The 17,134-nt window shown below is 43.5% G+C and carries 13 protein-coding genes and 1 other RNA gene; 1 reads left to right on the forward strand and 13 read right to left on the reverse strand.

Going from position 1 to position 17,134, the window contains the following annotated elements; genetic code table 11:
- Nucleotides 1-73 precede the first annotated feature (73 nt).
- The 8 genes from WA407_RS24950 to WA407_RS24985 form a co-directional block, all read right to left on the reverse strand.
- Nucleotides 74-3,823, reverse strand: a complete 3,750-nt coding sequence (locus WA407_RS24950) for an alpha-L-arabinofuranosidase C-terminal domain-containing protein (protein ID WP_336078638.1) — start codon at nt 3,821-3,823, stop codon at nt 74-76.
- Between the two features lie 259 nt (nt 3,824-4,082).
- Nucleotides 4,083-5,069: an SPFH domain-containing protein gene (locus WA407_RS24955; RefSeq protein ID WP_254329916.1), complete on the reverse strand. Its 987-nt coding sequence runs from the start codon at nt 5,067-5,069 to the stop codon at nt 4,083-4,085.
- Between the two features lie 141 nt (nt 5,070-5,210).
- A complete protein-coding gene (locus WA407_RS24960) occupies nt 5,211-6,005 on the reverse strand; it encodes a TPM domain-containing protein (protein ID WP_336078639.1) in 795 nt (264 codons plus the stop codon).
- Nucleotides 6,002-7,036 carry a hypothetical protein gene (locus tag WA407_RS24965; protein WP_061830225.1) on the reverse strand — a complete coding sequence of 345 codons (1,035 nt, stop codon included), beginning with the start codon at nt 7,034-7,036 and terminating at the stop codon, nt 6,002-6,004. Before WA407_RS24965 ends, WA407_RS24960 begins: the two co-directional genes overlap by 4 nt.
- A gap of 26 nt (nt 7,037-7,062) precedes the next feature.
- A complete protein-coding gene (locus tag WA407_RS24970; RefSeq protein WP_336078640.1) occupies nt 7,063-7,683 on the reverse strand; it encodes a PspA/IM30 family protein in 621 nt (206 codons plus the stop codon).
- A gap of 184 nt (nt 7,684-7,867) precedes the next feature.
- Nucleotides 7,868-8,710, reverse strand: coding sequence for an aldo/keto reductase (locus WA407_RS24975; RefSeq protein ID WP_336078641.1), 843 nt, complete (start codon nt 8,708-8,710; stop codon nt 7,868-7,870).
- Nucleotides 8,711-8,988: 278 nt separating this feature from the next.
- Entirely contained in the window at nt 8,989-11,373 is a 2,385-nt protein-coding gene (locus tag WA407_RS24980; protein WP_336078642.1) for a phosphoketolase family protein, read from the reverse strand.
- A gap of 294 nt (nt 11,374-11,667) precedes the next feature.
- On the reverse strand, nt 11,668-12,390 hold the full coding sequence (locus WA407_RS24985) for a GntR family transcriptional regulator (RefSeq protein ID WP_023986502.1): 723 nt from the start codon (nt 12,388-12,390) through the stop codon (nt 11,668-11,670).
- A 353-nt stretch (nt 12,391-12,743) separates the two neighbouring features.
- On the opposite strand from WA407_RS24985, the gene WA407_RS24990 reads away from it, so the two are divergent.
- A complete protein-coding gene (locus WA407_RS24990; protein ID WP_254329925.1) occupies nt 12,744-13,895 on the forward strand; it encodes a glycosyltransferase family 2 protein in 1,152 nt (383 codons plus the stop codon).
- Between the two features lie 118 nt (nt 13,896-14,013).
- On the opposite strand, the gene WA407_RS24995 is transcribed toward WA407_RS24990, so the two are convergent.
- The 5 genes from WA407_RS24995 to smpB all read right to left on the reverse strand — a co-directional run bounded on the left by WA407_RS24995 (nt 14,014) and on the right by smpB (nt 17,109).
- A complete protein-coding gene (locus WA407_RS24995) occupies nt 14,014-14,964 on the reverse strand; it encodes a ring-cleaving dioxygenase (RefSeq protein WP_254329927.1) in 951 nt (316 codons plus the stop codon).
- 74 nt (nt 14,965-15,038) lie between these two features.
- Nucleotides 15,039-15,437: a DoxX family protein gene (locus tag WA407_RS25000; protein ID WP_336078643.1), complete on the reverse strand. Its 399-nt coding sequence runs from the start codon at nt 15,435-15,437 to the stop codon at nt 15,039-15,041.
- A gap of 67 nt (nt 15,438-15,504) precedes the next feature.
- Entirely contained in the window at nt 15,505-15,732 is a 228-nt protein-coding gene (locus tag WA407_RS25005) for a DUF896 domain-containing protein (RefSeq protein WP_336078644.1), read from the reverse strand.
- A gap of 282 nt (nt 15,733-16,014) precedes the next feature.
- Nucleotides 16,015-16,379, reverse strand: a transfer-messenger RNA (tmRNA) gene (gene ssrA / locus WA407_RS25010).
- Nucleotides 16,380-16,629: 250 nt separating this feature from the next.
- The gene (gene smpB, locus WA407_RS25015) at nt 16,630-17,109 is read right to left on the reverse strand and encodes an SsrA-binding protein SmpB (protein ID WP_013308270.1); all 480 of its coding nucleotides are present in this window, start codon (nt 17,107-17,109) and stop codon (nt 16,630-16,632) included.
- Between the last annotated feature and the right edge of the window lie 25 nt (nt 17,110-17,134).

Below are 17,134 nucleotides of genomic sequence, written 5' to 3' on the forward strand. Positions count from 1 at the left end.
CCGACTCTATTCATAGAAAAAAGAGGTGTTCCAAAAGCCATAAACCGGCTACTTGGGACACCCCTTTTTGTTTTTAAGCGAGAAAAGGTTTAAGATCCAGCACCAGCACATTTAACGAGTTGGCCGGTAAGTCTAAGAGGACAGAATCCGTCTGAAGCGTGATCTGCTGTTCGGTAGGCATTACCTTCTCATCATTCTTCTTGTTCACGTTAGGTACATGAACAAGCGAGGAATCGCCAGTTAGTGTAACCAGCTTAGCGATGGACTCAACACTCAAATCTTGTAGATTCAGCTGTATTACCTTATCCACGTTGTCGGCATTCACCAGCTTCACGTATACATGCTCAGCATCTTGGGTTACCGAGTTGAACACGTCTCTGTTGTAAGCCTCCAGCTTGTAGTCCAGCACCTTGCTGCTTGTCTCGCCGTCGGTGTATGAGCAAATCAGATTACTACCCGTTTCACCGCCGTAGTTCACTGTTATGGTGTAGTCCGTGTTGTCAGCCAACTCTTCATAGCTAGCTGCTCTCAAGTTACCTGCCGCTGTACTGGAAGAGTAGTCACCCAATGTGTAGCCTTCTATGCCCTGCTTGTAAACCTTCACGCCGGTAGCCTTGCCGCCATAGCCGATCGCGTATTCAACGACGTCCTTTTTCTCCGCAGAAATATCGGTGAGACCCGCACCCACATAAAAGCCGTCCGTGCCGGAAATACGGGAAGCGACCACCTCTACCTTGTAATTGCCCCAGCTATCGTTCAAGATGTACAGACCATTCAGACCGCTATCCTGAGCTTTGAGCACAAGCCCCTTACCTTCCTCCACCGTAGATCCCACAGAACCGGGAATGACCTGCCAAGCCGAATCCAATCCCTGGGTAAAGTCTTGATCTAGCAGCACACTGCCGTCCTGGTTGGAAGTAACAGTCACACGCTTAATCATAACCTCGGCATTGCCTGTTGCAATTTCAATTCCCCCCTGAGGAATGAGATCCGTTGGCTTGCCGTTTTTGTAAGTAGAGAAAGAAGTGCTCAATACTTTATTCCCCAAATATTTAGCATACATTTGCTGTACATAGTAGTTCGGCGTAAACCACACCGTTTCGTCATCGAACCAGATGCAGTCTGGCGTCCATCTGTAGGTTCCATCTGTCAGCACCTTGTTAAACAGCGGTGCATAGGCAGCCAACCGAACGACATCGGCATTATTTTCAAAGCCCGTCATCACCGCTGCCTCTGCTACAGCGCCTGCCAATGTATTTTTATCCGTTGAGGCGTACTCCCCGACAAAAACCTTTGATGTTGCTTTCCAATTTATACTGCCGTCCGCATTATAAGCTCTGTAGTAGTAGTTATAGCGGTCCACGTTATTCAGCAGGTACTCGTTAGAACGATAATAGTGCTCATCTGCAATGGTGTCCATATAGTCCTTTTGCTTCTCATACCAGGTTACCGTTTCTTCCGTCACCTGGTTACCATCTGCAAAAGCAACCTTAGCCGAACCGGTCATATTACCGCTTAAGAACTTCCAGCCCTGCTGATATGTATCGTCGTCTGCTTGAGCGCCAACCGTGGAGATGATGTGTAGCTCATAACCCGGATAGTTTTTCTCCATGTACTCATCAATCGATGTCTTGAACACTTCAAAGTTGGCAAAGAACTCTGTGCCCCAGTTCTCGTTACCTACACCCAAATAACGCAGATCGAACGGAGCTTCATGGCCCATTTTTTTACGCATAGCAGCCCATTCATTATGTTCAAAATCCACACTAATCGCAAAGTCGATCAGATCCGTAAAGTTCTTAATATAGTATTCTCTCAATGCGCCTCCAGCGGGATGAGCATAATCCGAGCGGGCTTGGCAGAGCACGCCGCAGGCCATAACCGGAAGCGGAGCTGCATTCAGGTCTTCTGCCAACTGGAAATATTCCATATAACCAAGACCCATGGTCATCATATAGCCCCATACATTAAAGTTTTCCTTGCGCAGCTCGATATCCCCAATCGATTCCTTCCAATCGTATACGTTTTCCCATATAAATGAACCCTCGGAAATACAACCACCTGGAAACCGCAAAAACTTCGGATGCATGCCAACCAGTGCGTTCACCAAATCTTTTCTCAGTCGGTAGTTAGGATTACCCTGGAAGTTAGCATGTGCCGATGGGGATTGTTCTTCCTCTCCTGCGCCCCATACATCTTGTGGGAATAAAGAAACCATATCAACCGAAATGGCCCCTTCAAATGTAAGCGCCAGCTGCCCGAGAACCGTAGCTGAGCCTGTCAGTACAAGCTTGGAATCGATGCCGTACTTCTTCCACGTGTTGCCGCCTTCCACCTGTATCGTAACCGAATCACTAATAGCCTTTTCATTTGAGTCTTGCAGTTGCAGTGTGATTGTGCCCTCTGAATCGGCCTTCGCCCAGATGGTAAACTCATATTTGGCACCCTCTTGGATGGACATGGCACAATTTTGGTTAGAATCCGAAAAGCCCTTGTTCCGAATCGTTGCACCATCCGCTACCGTCACATAATAAGAGTTCACTTCTTTGTCTTTTGCGCCTAAAAACTCATTTAATCCACCGCTATGTTGTGGAGTCATCTTATCCGTATCACCAGACCAGGCGAACAACGGGTTACGGTTCCGTCCTGTAGAGCAGCCGCATTCACCGGAAGCATGGGAATACGTATCGAACTCGAAAGATTCAAAGGAGCGATTCTGAACGAGTTCTGCATAAATCCCGCCATCTGCTGCGTTATTGATATCTTCATAGAACAAGCCGTACATCACTTCACTGACATCCACTACTTCCTTATTTCCATGAATGGTCAGCGTATACGGAGGTAGCTGTTCAGGAAGAACGGATACCTCAAAGCTCTCTTCAATCTGGCTTAAGCCCTTCGTCAATAGAGCCGTGACGGTAACCCCTTGTGCGGAGGTAATCGCCTGAATCTGGCCATTGTCAGAGAGTATACCAGGCTGGCTGGATTTCCAGGTTACTTCTACTCTTCCGCCCATCAGAACCGTTGGCAAAGTTATGTCCTTGGTTACAATCGTCGTCGGAAAGGACAAATATTTATCTCTGGCAAGCTTCACGATCTCTTCATCTGTCAACGAATCGCACATGACCTCAATGACTTCATCCGCCGTCAGGCCTGCTTTATAAATTCGAAAGTCTGAAACGGAGCCGGCAAAGTCTACATCCACTGCATGCTGGGAGCGACCGATAAAATTATTGCTGTAGTTGGACGAGTCTGTAAACGTTTCGAACCATTTACGTAGCTTGGCATAGTTGCCGCTGGAAGTTTGACTGATGGAACCGTCCGCTACTACCTCACCATTGACATATACCACCGGACCCGCACTGCTTAATGTTCCGCCTTCCGTGCCGATCACAGACAGGGCTATGTGCATCCACTCATCCCTGACAAAACCTCTTCCCGGGTCTACGGACAAATCTACCTCGGTGAAAAGAGTTCCGCGCAGATTCCGTGTCATGAACATATAGGGCCCTGTATGGGCTTTACCAAAGTCAAAGACACGTTCCCACATATCTGTGAATCTGCCGAAGTTGACCCAAGCAGTAACCGTCACACCGGTGTTATCGCTTACATCTTTGAATAGATCGGAAGGAAGCTGGATATACGATGTACCGTTGGGGCCTCCCTCAAGCGTCAAAGCTGCTCTACCGGTAGCATGGGAAATCGTAGGTGTTACTGTGCCTGAAGCAACCCCATCGTTACCTTGCCCTGAGCTATCTTTGCCGACGTTCTCTGCATCATCAAACTTGTAACGTGCAATGATTTGATCTTGGAATTTGGTCATCTTCGTTGCTCCTATACCTATAGTTTATTAATGTAATAACTAATTAGTTAATATAAATGCATACTATATAGTTATAGTACCTTATCCTGAGTACCTTTTTCAATCCAATAAATCGGATTTATGAAGAAAATACTTGAACGAACTACATAAAAAAGCAGCCATCACAGAAGATACTCTGCGACAACTGCCTTTTGGCTTACAGGATTGCTTGACCCAGTCGGAACTTTTCCGAAATAAAGAAGCTTGGTCGTAGCTATGGTTATCCGTTCAATTTTTGTCCACAATTCGGACAGAAGTTAGCTCCTTCGTTTTTTGTACCGCAATTCGGACAAAAATTGGGCTTATTACCGTCTCCAGATGGAGAGGGGGCAGCTGGTGTAGGCTGAGTCTCAGCCGAAGGCTTTGGGTTCAAATTTTTCATCATTTCATTTGCTATATTCATCCCCATCATCATACTCGCCATATCTGAGGCAGCACCACCGCCTTTTACATTACCCGATGCAATTCCGTCCGTCATCGTCACTTGTTGGTACTTTTGCAGATTACCGATCATTTCATGAGAGGCTGTCTTCGTAATCATATCTTGGATTTCTTGAGGATAATTGAAGCTCATCACATGAAAGCCAGTAATCGTCATACCATTGTCCATCACTTGCATATCCAGATCTTCTTGAATACCTTTTGAAATGTCAGAAGCATTCGCCTGCAGATTGAACATGTCCTTTCCTTCTCTGCTGATCCACTTCATCAATAACTGATCCAATACTGAAGTAATGCGTATTTTCACATCCTCAACGAGATAACTGTCCTTCACTCCAGCAATTTTATCGATGAGCGTAACATAATCGTGCACTTTAAAATTAAATGTACCATTGGCACGGATCGGCATACCGCCTGGCAGCTGGGGGGTCGGGATCAGCACTGGATTCTGCGTCCCCCATTTGACAGTAAACTCCTTCGTATTAACGAATAAGACCTCTACCCTCATGCCACTGTTAAAACCAAATTTAAACCCTTTTAATGTCGATAGAAATGGAATAATGTCAGAGTCCATGTTATACGACCCTTCATTCTCAAAAATACCCTCTATTTTGCCGTTATTTACAAAAATCGCATCTTGACCGGAGCGAATGATTAATTTACTGCCTTTTTTAATTTCACGATTACTCCACTTCCAGAAAATCATATCATCTCTAAATTCTTCCCACTCTACAACATTTGCAAATTGATTTCTGAAGAATCCCATACTGTATCCATCCTTTCAGTTCAGGATTTTGCAAAATTCGATTCCAGTCGCTCCAAAGTGCAATATATAGACGAACTAGACCATTTCGATCTATATATTGTTCATTGAAAGTCGCTTATTGGATTTTTGCAAAATCCTCAGTTAAAATGATCCTCTGCTGCCGCTATGCGAATGACCGCCGCTGGTAGTTCCGCCACCACCACCTGAGCTGCTGCTACTGCTGCTCTTTTCAATCTTCCGTTTCGTTGTCGTTGTGTGAAGATACTGATCTCGATGCTCCAGAACTCCTGAAGCGTTCGCATCCTCGTAGGTCTGCCGATTTACCGTAACCCGACCGCCAGAATTGGAAACCATCTTACCCACGATCAACGCCGCCAATCCCAGCGCTACCGCCAAATGAAGCCATCCTTTAAAAAATATACTGTCTGGATTCACCCCTGGACGGATGGCCAGATATTTGTGCGCGCTTAGAATATACTTTTGAAATGCCAGCCCATAGTTGCCGTTCGTCAGATCCGGGCTAATCTCATGGCGTATTTTAGTAAGCCTGTCATCATCCAGATACCGTTCTGCCTTATAAAATCCGGCCAAGTACACCTCTCTATTTCTCATATCCATCGTTAAAATGACCGCGTTCCCATGAGATCTGTCATACCCAGGGCCATGGTCATCATAAAAGTCCTGAGTCATTTTCATAACATCCATATTGTCGGGATTGAGAGTAGTATAAATAATAATGTCCGTTTCTCTTTCCGCTCCGTATTGATTAGCCATAGTGTTCAACACATCATACTCTTCCTGATTGAGCAGACCCGCTTCATCATAAATCAATGGCTTCATTTCTGTCGTTGCTGGTTCGCCCTTCATTTCCATAGGAACTGCCAGAGAAACAGCAAAGAACAACAAGACGGCTACAATGGCTCTATGCTTTTTCAATAGAATTCCCCTCCCATCATCAGCCAAGTGATTAATCTTAATGAGAAGAGAGTAATGCCGAAAATGCCTGCAAACCAAGCTGTTACTTTGAACTTGCTGATCGGAGGCTTACCGACTACCTTGCCCGTCTGTCCGTTCATAGCAAACGTATGCTCCAATTGATTGTAGTCATAGTGTATGACCCATACCGGGAGCAGAACATAATCCGCTTGTTTTAATGTAGTATCAATTTGCTTTTCCGTATAACTCACGGACGTATACTCCGACACCGTAGAATGAATATAAGCATCAATATATTCCTTCACTTTCTCTTTAACTCGCGGGAAGAGCTCTTCTTCGTTATAACTGTACTTCTCCGCAATATAACCTGCTAGATATGGCGTTTTAAAGGGTTTTAGCTGATCGTATGGAAAAGGCTCCAATTTATCCATCAGCTCGTCGTTCATTTTCTCCGCAGCATCAATCGGAACCTTTACATAATTCAAACGGATTTTCCGATATACATCAAAATGCTTCGTTTCCGTATATTCGTAGTCTCCGCTCGTATAGGTTCTCACTTGGGTACCTTCACCTTGAACCTCAATTTTATTATGTAATTCATATAACCAGAAGGGCACATACATCCCGGTTATTCCCTTGATTCGGTCTGCCATCATGAACCGGTTCGGCGTCAGACGGCCGTTCTTGCACCATTTTTTGAAAGCAACTATGGCTTCTTCCTTACTGATCGAAAAAGGAATAACCTGCGCCGGAGCCAGCTTCCCGGTCAGTCGGTCTCCAAGAACCACGGCAGAACCACAAAAGCTGCACACCGTTGCACTCGTCTCCACTTCGGTCATAATCACTGCTCCGCAGTTATTACAATGATACTCATGAGCCTCATCTTCTGAAAAAATACGATTTATCAGAGGATCAGGAATAGATTCAATATTGTCCTCTCTTCCGCAACTATGACAGGATAACATCCCTGTCTCACCGTCAAAGACCATGCCGCTGCCGCAGTTGGGGCATTTGTATTCGATAACCGGCATCTGCTCACCTCTTCATGTAGATACTGTTATTCATCTTCTGTATTCGTACTCTTCTCGTATTGTGCAAATAAGGCATCCAGGTCGTCCTTCGTTCCTGCCCGAAGCTCGGCTATAGCCATCGCTTCATCATACGCTCTGTTCACCTGCTCTTCCATAACTTCCAAAGCAGAATTCTTGCTGCCCATAGAGTTCAAGGCTTGCTGTGCTTTGGCAACCGCCATCTTCCCTTTAAGTTCAGCGTGCCGCGCTTCTAGTTGCCCCATATCGGACACCAACTTCTCCTGCATTTTCTTCATATTTACGGCGTTTGTCGAAGCTAAATCATAGGAGGCTTGTAATTGTTCCAATTTCTCCGCCTGCAAACCTTTTCTCTCCAGAAACTTTCGAGCTTCCTCTTCATTACCAGCTTCCACAGACTTACTGGCATAATGCTGGAGCTTTTTGATCTCGGCTTTGCATTCATCCAGTGCTCTTTTCGCCCTTCTCTCATCAGCCAATACTGATACCGTCTCCGCTTTCACCTTACCTAGATCACTGTTCAAATTCCGCATATAATCGTCAATGGTTTTCTCTGGATCTCCCACCTTATCCATTAAGGCGTTAACATTCACTTTCATAATATCCCTAAACCTCGACAAAATTCCCATGATGACCTCCTTCGAAAGGACTACATCCCACCATATCATACATCAAATCCGGTAAAAAATGTTCATCATAGCTCTATATACTGACCCACTGATCACTTTCGGATGTGTGTTCGTTTTATGATAAAAGCAAAGGGTCCAAAAACCCGCGACAGATTTTTGAACCCCTTTATTTTATTGTTCCTGATTATAGTTCTTCATAGGACTTGGGGTCCTGCCCCCATATCCGTCCATCCTCACTGCTAAATGCCGAAATCATGTTCATTTCCTCTGGAGACAACTCAAAATCAAAAATATCCAGATTCTCCGTTTGGTGTTTTAAAGAAGAGGCCTTAGGGATCGGAATTGCTCCAAGTTGGATATGCCAACGTAAAATTGCTTGTGTAGTGGTTTTACCATGAGCAGCAGCAATTTTCCCAATCTCTTCATTCTCCAGCATACTGTGACCACGCCCCAAGGGGCTCCACGATTCCGTCACAATGCCCTGTTCAGCATCTTTTGCACGCTGATGTTCCTGATTAAACAATGGATGCAATTCAACTTGATTTAAGCTCGGCGCGACACCTGTTTCCCGTATTAAACGTTCATTATGCTCGGGCAGAAAATTGCAGACCCCGATGGAACGGATATAGCCCCTTTTCTTCGCCTCAATTAACGCCTGCCAGGCTTCAACATACCGATCAATTTGGGGATTCGGCCAATGGATCAGATAAAGATCATAATAGTCCAGGCCTCCTCTATATAATGACTCTTCGATCGTTACAATGGCTTCTTGGTAAGCATGTCGGCGACCCGGTAGTTTGGAGCAAATCAACAATTCTTCTCTGGGCACAGAGCTCTGCTGGACCGCTTTCCCAACAGCACCCTCATTTTCATAGTTGAACGCTGTGTCGATCAGACGGTAACCTGCATCAATCGCGCCGGTAATCGCCTTTACTCCATCTGCACCCTTAATTCCAGCAGTCCCAAATCCAATGACGGGCACTTTAATGCCATCATTCAATACCTTCTCCGGAATTTGTTGGTTCATAATTACAGCCTCCTTTACTATTCTCATATAACATCACCTCTTCAAAGCTCCGGCAAAATATAGCACTCCACTCCATTCCGTTCCCTATATATGTATATACCCACTAGCTCGTAACTTCCCTACCAAGTTCTCTGTGTACTAAATCAAAAAGCGCCTGATCCCCATTGAAATCATACTTGAAGTCAAGGGGGCAGGCACTTGTACCACTACCAAATCATATATTCCACTTCATGCTTGATGGCTTGGTTGTCCAACACAAAGTTGAAGTGTCTGTATTTTTATTTCAAGCCATTCCATACCCAGTTCTCTACCTCTGGCAAGTCAATACCCTCTTCGCGAATGAATTGATGATGTTTCTTAATCGTAGCATCCATTTCATCCACAATGTTGGTGTACTTCCCAGCGTCAGGTAAGTTGAGAACAGCTTCCTTCACTAAGTCAAAACGATCCATTTGATTCAATACACGCATATCAAATGGTGTCGTAATATCGCCATTCTCACGGTAACCATGTACATGCAAGTTATGATTATGACGATCAAAGAACAGATCTTTGATCAGACCTTCGTAACCATGGAAAGCGAACACAACGGGTTTATCCTTTGTGAAAAATTGATCAAACTCAGCGTCGGATAATCCACGCGGGTCTAGTTTTTGACTTCTCAGTTTCAGCAAATCTACCACGTTGATGTACCGAATCTTCAAGTCAGGCAGTTTTTCATGCAAAATAGAAATTGCAGCTAAACTTTCAATCGTTGGCTCTGTACCCGCAGAAGCAATGACAAGGTCAGGCTCTCCACCTTGATCTGTACTTGCCCAGTCAATGATCTTCAACCCTTTATCCACCAATTCTTTCGCTTCATCAGCAGTAAACCATTGTGGACGTGGGTGTTTAGACGAAACAACCAAATTGATCTTTTGACGGTCGTTTAAAATGGTGTCGAAAACAGCCAACAAGGAATTGGCATCCGCTGGCAGATACTCCCGCATAAATTCTGGTTTTTTATCAGCCAAATGACCTAACAAACCTGGATCTTGGTGTGTATACCCATTATGATCCTGTTGGAACACTGTTGAAGTTGCTACGACATTCAGTGATGGGATATCTGCACGCCATCCTTGATCCGTTGCTTTACGCAGCCACTTAAAGTGCTGGGTGATCATCGAGTCAACCACACGCAGGAAGGCTTCGTAACTTGCAAAGAAACCATGGCGACCTGTTAATACATAACCTTCCAGCAATCCTTCAGCTTGGTGTTCGGATAATTGAGAATCAATTACGCGGCCATAGGATGATAAGAATTCATCATTAGGTTCAATAATTTGGTCCATCCATTGGCGTTTGGTTACTTCAAAAACAGGAGCCAAGCGGTTAGACATCGTTTCATCCGGTCCGAAGATTCTGAAATTACGATTTTCTTCATTTAAGACAACCACATCTTTAACGTATTTCCCTAAAACCGACATATCTTGCGCAATCACTTTACCAGGTACGGAATTATCCAGCGTATAGTTACGGAAATCCGGTAATTTCAAGTCTTTAATGAGGTTACCCGCATTCGCAACAGGGTTCATTCCCATGCGTTTATCGCCTGTAGGCAAAATTTCAGCAAGCTCAGAGTTTAAACGACCGTTTTCGTCGAACAATTCCTCTGGTCTATAGCTATTCAGCCATTCTAACAAAGCAGGTGCGTGCTGCATATTTTTTTGATCAACCGGAATTGGAACCTGATGGGCACGGAATGAATTTTCATTCGGCACGTTGTCCCATTCCTTCGGACCCGTCCAGCCTTTAGGTGAACGGAATACAATCATCGGCCAAGCCGGACGAGTAAGGTCATTATTTTCACGCGCATTCTTTTGAATAGCTTCAATCTTCTCGACAGCCGTATCCAATACTTTCGCCATTTCTGGATGCATGTGATCCGGATTTTCACCTTCAACAAAGAACGGCTCCCAACCCAAACCTTTAAAGTATGAGGTCAATTCTTCTTTCGATTGACGAGACATAATCGTTGGGTTACTAATCTTAAAACCATTCAAGTGCAAGATTGGTAGTACTGCACCATCTGTGATGGGGTTGATAAATCGGTTAGAAAACCACGAAGCGGCTAATGGGCCTGTTTCAGCTTCACCATCACCAATAACAACAGCCGAGATCAGATCAGGATTATCCAGAATGGCACCTACACCATGAGAAAGGGAGTAGCCTAATTCTCCACCTTCATGGATAGATCCAGGTGTTTCAGGAGCAGCATGTGAAGCAATACCGCCAGGGAAAGAGAATTGTTTGAACAATTTCTTCATCCCTGAGATATCTTGTGTAATTTGCGGATAGATTTCAGTGTAGCTTCCATCCAGATAAGAATTTGAAACCATAACCTGGCCGCCGTGACCAGGACCTTCAATGTAAAGCATGCTCAAATCATATTTATTAATAACACGATTTAGATGTGCATAAATAAAGTTTTGGCCCGGAATTGTGCCCCAGTGTCCAATAGGCTTAACCTTCACATCTGAATCTTTTAAAGGCTCTCTCAACAAAGGATTATCTTTTAAATACAGCTGACCTACCGAAATGTAGTTCGTTGCACGCCAATATGCATCAAGTTTTTCTAAGTATGTTTTAGATGAATAATCTGCTAACACGGGTGATAACGACATGGTGTCCACTCCCTAAGTAGTTTTGTTTGTAATTTATTTCCGGAAATTTCATCTACATGTACATCATAACGCTACGCTGATTAAATTCAACCTTTTTCACAAGTGATACGGTCCAATTTTGTGAAATTTTGAACATACTATGAAATATAAATTAAAAAGACAGTAAAAAAGCTCTTACATTAAAATATATAGAATTATAAACCAATAAAATTTGCAATAAACGAGGCAATCGCAGACTCCAATTCTTTTTTCAAAACCATAAAAAAAAGACCGGAGAATTCTCCAGTCTTATCATTAGTGAACCGATACAAAGGTGTTAAATTTCAAATATTTGTAATGAAATCGCATATGAGAAAACTCAAATGGCGTACCGTTATCTAAAAAGAACACACCTTCCATAATACCTACAGGCTCATTTTCATTTAAATGTAGCAGCTTTTGATCATTCTCTTGAGACGGTTCTGCAAAAATGGATAAAAAAGATTTGGTGACAGCCAAGTTCCGCGAGTCTTCCAAATAATTAAAAATGGACCCCTCGATAATTGTCTGATTTAAATTCTGGACAATTTTAATGGGGATATAGCCCGTTTCAATCATAAAAGGATCATCATCAAACAGACGTAAGCGAACAATTTTGTAAACAAAATCATGAGTCTCCAAGAACAAATCGCGCTGTAACTCTTCTGTTGGCGGAATGACCTCAAAACTCAATACTTTGATTTTCGGCTTTTTACCATGCATTTGAAAATTATCAGTGACTCCTAGATTAGAGCCTTCGTAGTTAAAGATAGATTCATTTCTTATGTATAATGGATTAATAAATGTCCCGGAACCTTGTTTTTTGAAAATGATTCCGACATTCTCCATTTTAGTCAGAGCACGTTTAATTGAACTACGACTAACCTGGTAAGTCTCACTAAGACTACGTTCATCTGGCAATCTCATATCTGCAAACTTTCCAGCAAAAATTTTCATCTTGAGATCGTCAATAATTTGCTTATAGACAAATTGTGTCATATAGTACTCCTCTTTCAGGTCTTCTATAACTCTATATAGTTTACCATAACTTGCCCATTTCATCTCATGTTTGTTTCTGTATGCTGAGTGGACTTTCAGCGGATAGGAAGCGCCCTCGCTTTTACTTTACATCTCTATGCATAATACCATGATTACACATACATAACACCACTGAACGTACCTGCAAAACAGCAGAAGATACAGAACCCCCACCTTAATATCGGTAATAAGACCAAGCCTGTTTCGAACCTGGAGGGATGTTTGACTAGACCAGGCTAAAATCCTTGAATACATTGTTATTATTTATCTTGTTCAAGCGTTTTCTAATAAGAATGGTGGGGGGGGAGATCATATTGGCTATCCGCTACAGCGTCATCATTCCAACCTATAATCGAGCCCAGCAATTGTTGCTCACACTCGCTTCATTTGAGACACAAACCTATCCAAAGCAACTATTCGAAGTCATTGTAGCTGATGACGGTTCTACAGACGGAACGAAAGAAATGGTCGGAGGCTTCAAAGCATCCTATCCTCTTATCTATGTGTCACATCAGGAACAACGCGGTCGATCTGCCGTTCGAAATTTGGGACTGCGCCGTGCAAAAGGGCTGTACATCATCTTCTGCGACGCTGACTTTGTAGTGTTACCGGAATTCATTAGGATCGTGAGCCGTTATCACCGTAAATATCCCAAGTCCGTGCTTTCAGGCATTCCTCACTCGTGGGACGATGCTTTTACCCACTATTACCCTGACTTTTCCCCTGAAGAAAAAGAACAATGTCGCAACATACTTACGCAATCCAACTTATGGAATGCTAACTATGAAGCAGCGAACAAAATTACTCCGATCATAACCCCAGAAGATATCCTTCACCAAACGGGTGCACTGTCTAAAGTAGTTAGTCCCACAAGGGTTCCTCCCAATACGCAGAAACAATTTGCCTCAACGGACGTAGCCCCCTGGATGCTGCTGGTTACTCGTTGTGTAGCCATCAGACGCAGCCACTTGATTCGTATTGGAGGTTTCAATGAACGGTTTGTGCTCTATGGACTCGAGGACTGGGACCTTGGCTATAGACTTCATCGCTTGAAAATCCCTTTTTATTGCATCAAAGAGGTGGTCGGATATCATCAGGAACATCCAACCTATCTTAGAGGTAACGTGTTAAATACGGAAAATCTGAGAATCATGTATGAAACCTACGGATTCAATGACTCTTCGTTAAATTTATTCGCCCTTATCCCTCCATCCGAGGATTTTGAGACCTACAAAAATACATTGCGGGTATTGCGCAGGGGATTCCGCTCTAGGTTAACACGCTCATCAGCACTGTTATTAAGAAGAACACTACGCATTGCAGCCAAACAGTTCTACGATCAAAGCCATACTCATGCATACAAAAAATCATTACACTTGATAAAAAAGAAAGCAGCGAACCGGAAAAGTCGAGTCGCTCATGTGTTACGAGAAATGCTAGTGAAGTCTGAAAAGCTGGTGGAGTAGCAAGAGGCCGGAAGGACACGAAACGCATGAATTTTTCCCGTAATAAAAAGACTCCTCCATCTGAGAGCAGGCCAAACTCGGCAAGCTGTCTTATGGAAGAGTCATATGCAACTTTTTCTTACTTTTGTTTTTCCGTTAATGTTCTCACTTTAATAGGATGCAGATTCGCCTCGATTTGAGCCCGCTGCGGTTCATACCACTCTGGCAGCATTAATTCCTGTCCCAAAGATTCAGTAGGTTCATCGTTAGCAAATCCCGGTGGATCTGTAGCAATTTCAAATAGGATACCGCCTGCTTCTCTGAAATATATCGCATTAAAATATTGGCGGTCTATAATGGGAGTCGGCTGATATCCATAATGCTGGACTGCGCTTCTCCATTCTTCATGTTGTTCAAAATCTTTTGCACGCCACGCAATGTGATGTACCGTGCCTGCTCCACCAAAGCCTAAACCCATTTTGGCGAGCGGAACATCTACGATGTTGCCGATTTCTCCTACGGACTGATAACGGGCATATTCGGCGTCTTCAGCGATTTTCGTAAATCCGAGTATGCTCTCCAATGCATCCATCGTTCTCTGTGGATTGACGCTAAATAGCACAGCACCTCCAAACCCCTTAATTGCTTTATCAGCCGAAATACCACCGTAAGACCAAGTACTGTTCGCTCCTTCCTCACGTTCGACAAGCTCAAGTCGTAAGCCCTCATTATCCTCAAATTGAAGATATTGTTCAGAAAAACGGCTCGTTTTCGTAACTTGAATATCAAAGCTTTCCAAACGATGCTGCCAAAAATCAAGTGAACCTGGGGGTACTACATACGAGGTTATGCCCACCTGGCCACCTCCGATTCGCCCTTTGGGAGTTCCTGGTGCAGGAAAAAAAGTAATGATCGTTCCAGGACTTCCTGCCTCGCTACCAAAGTATAAGTGGTAGACCTCAGGAGCATCGAAGTTGATTGTTTTCTTCACTAACCGAAGTCCCAGGACGCCGGCATAGAAGTCGACATTTTCCTGCGGATTACCGGCAAAAGCTGTAATATGATGGATACCTGTAGTTTGAAGTGACATATGAAACCCTCCTTTAATCGTAGAAACCTTTATTTTTTATTGTTGATGACTTTTAATGACCTAAATATCATGTTTTATCTAAGTAATGCATCGATGGAATATGAACCTGCTCCTGTCAACGCAATACCAATTACGACTGCAATAAGAACTAACGGATATTCATAGCCATTAGCTGTTGCCCAGATCCCGTTTGGGCCATGTACTTTGAAAATTGCTCCAAGCATAGTCACCGTAATCAACAATGCAGCCAGTGGAGTGAGTAGTCCTACAGCAAATAGAGCTCCTCCCAACAATTCCATCAACCCAGCAGACACTGCCATGAATACTCCAGGCTTAATGCCGATCGATTCCATCCAACCGCCAGTACCTTTTGGACCATAGCCATCAAACCAGCCAAAAAGTTTCTGAGCTCCATGCCCCACCAATAACAATCCAACCACCAAACGTACCAGTAACAATCCACTTGCCAACATAAAAATCACCTTCCACATTATATTTATTTAAAGATTATTAAATTAAAGATATTAGATAAAATTAAATTCATCGTTTAGCGATTTGAGCCTGTTCTTTTTTTAGTTTTTCAGGTGTAACATCGTCTCCATTCGGATCATAAATCGTAGCATTCAAGAGAATGCTTTGTACAGAGCCCCGAAAGATTTGAAGGTATTCTTTGCGAAGATCCGTTTGTTCCATTTTTTCAATTTCAGTTAACCCAACTTCTTTTGCTTTTTTTGCAAGCTGATTAATTCTTTCTAAAATGGTGATCATGTATATACCTCCCTGTTCATAATTCGCTGTTCGCTGTTGTTTTATCTTTAATTCATTTATCTTGATATAAAGATATAACAATTTCTTATCCGTGTCAATACTTTTCGAAAGAAAAGAAGATGAACGCTTGAGTTGCTTTTAAAGGTGAAAGAAAAAACAGCCGGAACACTTAGAAATATCTTTAAGCTACAAGTTGTGTAAAACCTCTTCAACTCAATTACTAGAGCCATAATAAAAAGCCACCAACCAGAATCACTGGCTGATGGCTTTCTTGTCTTACTCAAATGGAGGCGAGGGGAGTCGAACCCCTGTCCGAAGATAACGACACATAAGCTTCTACGGGTGTAGTGACAGTTTTGATGTCACCCTAGAAACTCCCTGTCACCGGATTCCCTTCGGGTCAGCCTGATTATCTTCTTCAGCTCACCGCAGGCGGAGATGAGACAGCGTATTCCACTATTTGTTAGCCCCTATCCCAGTCACATGGACGATGCTGGGTAGAAGCACGCACACAGTTTCTTAGGCTGCGAAAGCGTAGTTGTTTTGTTGTTTGCCGTTTAATAGGCTTTAGCGTTGATGAAGCGGACGCGTCCCCACTACCCGCTACCCATGCTCGAACTATCCCCGTCGAATCCATAAACGCCCCCTTATTATAAAAGGGCTCCACGGATAAAACCGGAAATACCGGAGCATAAGCATGCATAATATCAAAAGCTGAATCCTAGGATTCAACACTCGAACAAAGTTAAAAGCTTTAAAACTGACTACTTCGTTAGTATACCATATTACAGGTCATTACGAAACGAAATGAAGCTATTTAAGCCTTATAAAATAGCACCATTACAGGAACAAGTAACTTCTCCAAGCAATTTGTACCATACCCAATAATACAGCAACTTATCTTGCAATTTTCTGCTTCTCGCGCAAAGCACGTTGGATATCACGCTGTGCATCGCGTTTAGCGGCAGCATCACGTTTATCATACTGCTTCTTACCTCTACCCAGTCCGAGTAAAAGCTTAGCATAACCATTGCGAACATAAATCTTTAACGGAACAATCGTGTAGCCTTCCTGTTTGGACAATCCGATAAGCTTGCGAATCTGTTCTTTATGCAACAGTAGCTTACGCGTACGGGTCGGATCGGTAGGATTATTACGATTGCCTTGCTCAAAAGGACTGATATGCATATTGTGAATATGAATTTCGCCATTACGGATCGTAGCAAATGCATCACTTATATTGGAGCGACCATTCCGTAGAGACTTAATTTCTGTTCCCGTAAGCACCATGCCCGCCTCGTAGGTGTCCTCAATAAAATAGTCATGGGAAGCTTTTTTGTTCTGGGCGAGCACTTTCCCGTCTGCCTTCTTACCCATGAATACCACTCCTTATGAATAACGT

It is taken from the genome of Paenibacillus sp. 203 (assembly GCF_037027525.1).
Lineage (GTDB): Bacteria > Bacillota > Bacilli > Paenibacillales > Paenibacillaceae > Paenibacillus > Paenibacillus polymyxa_B.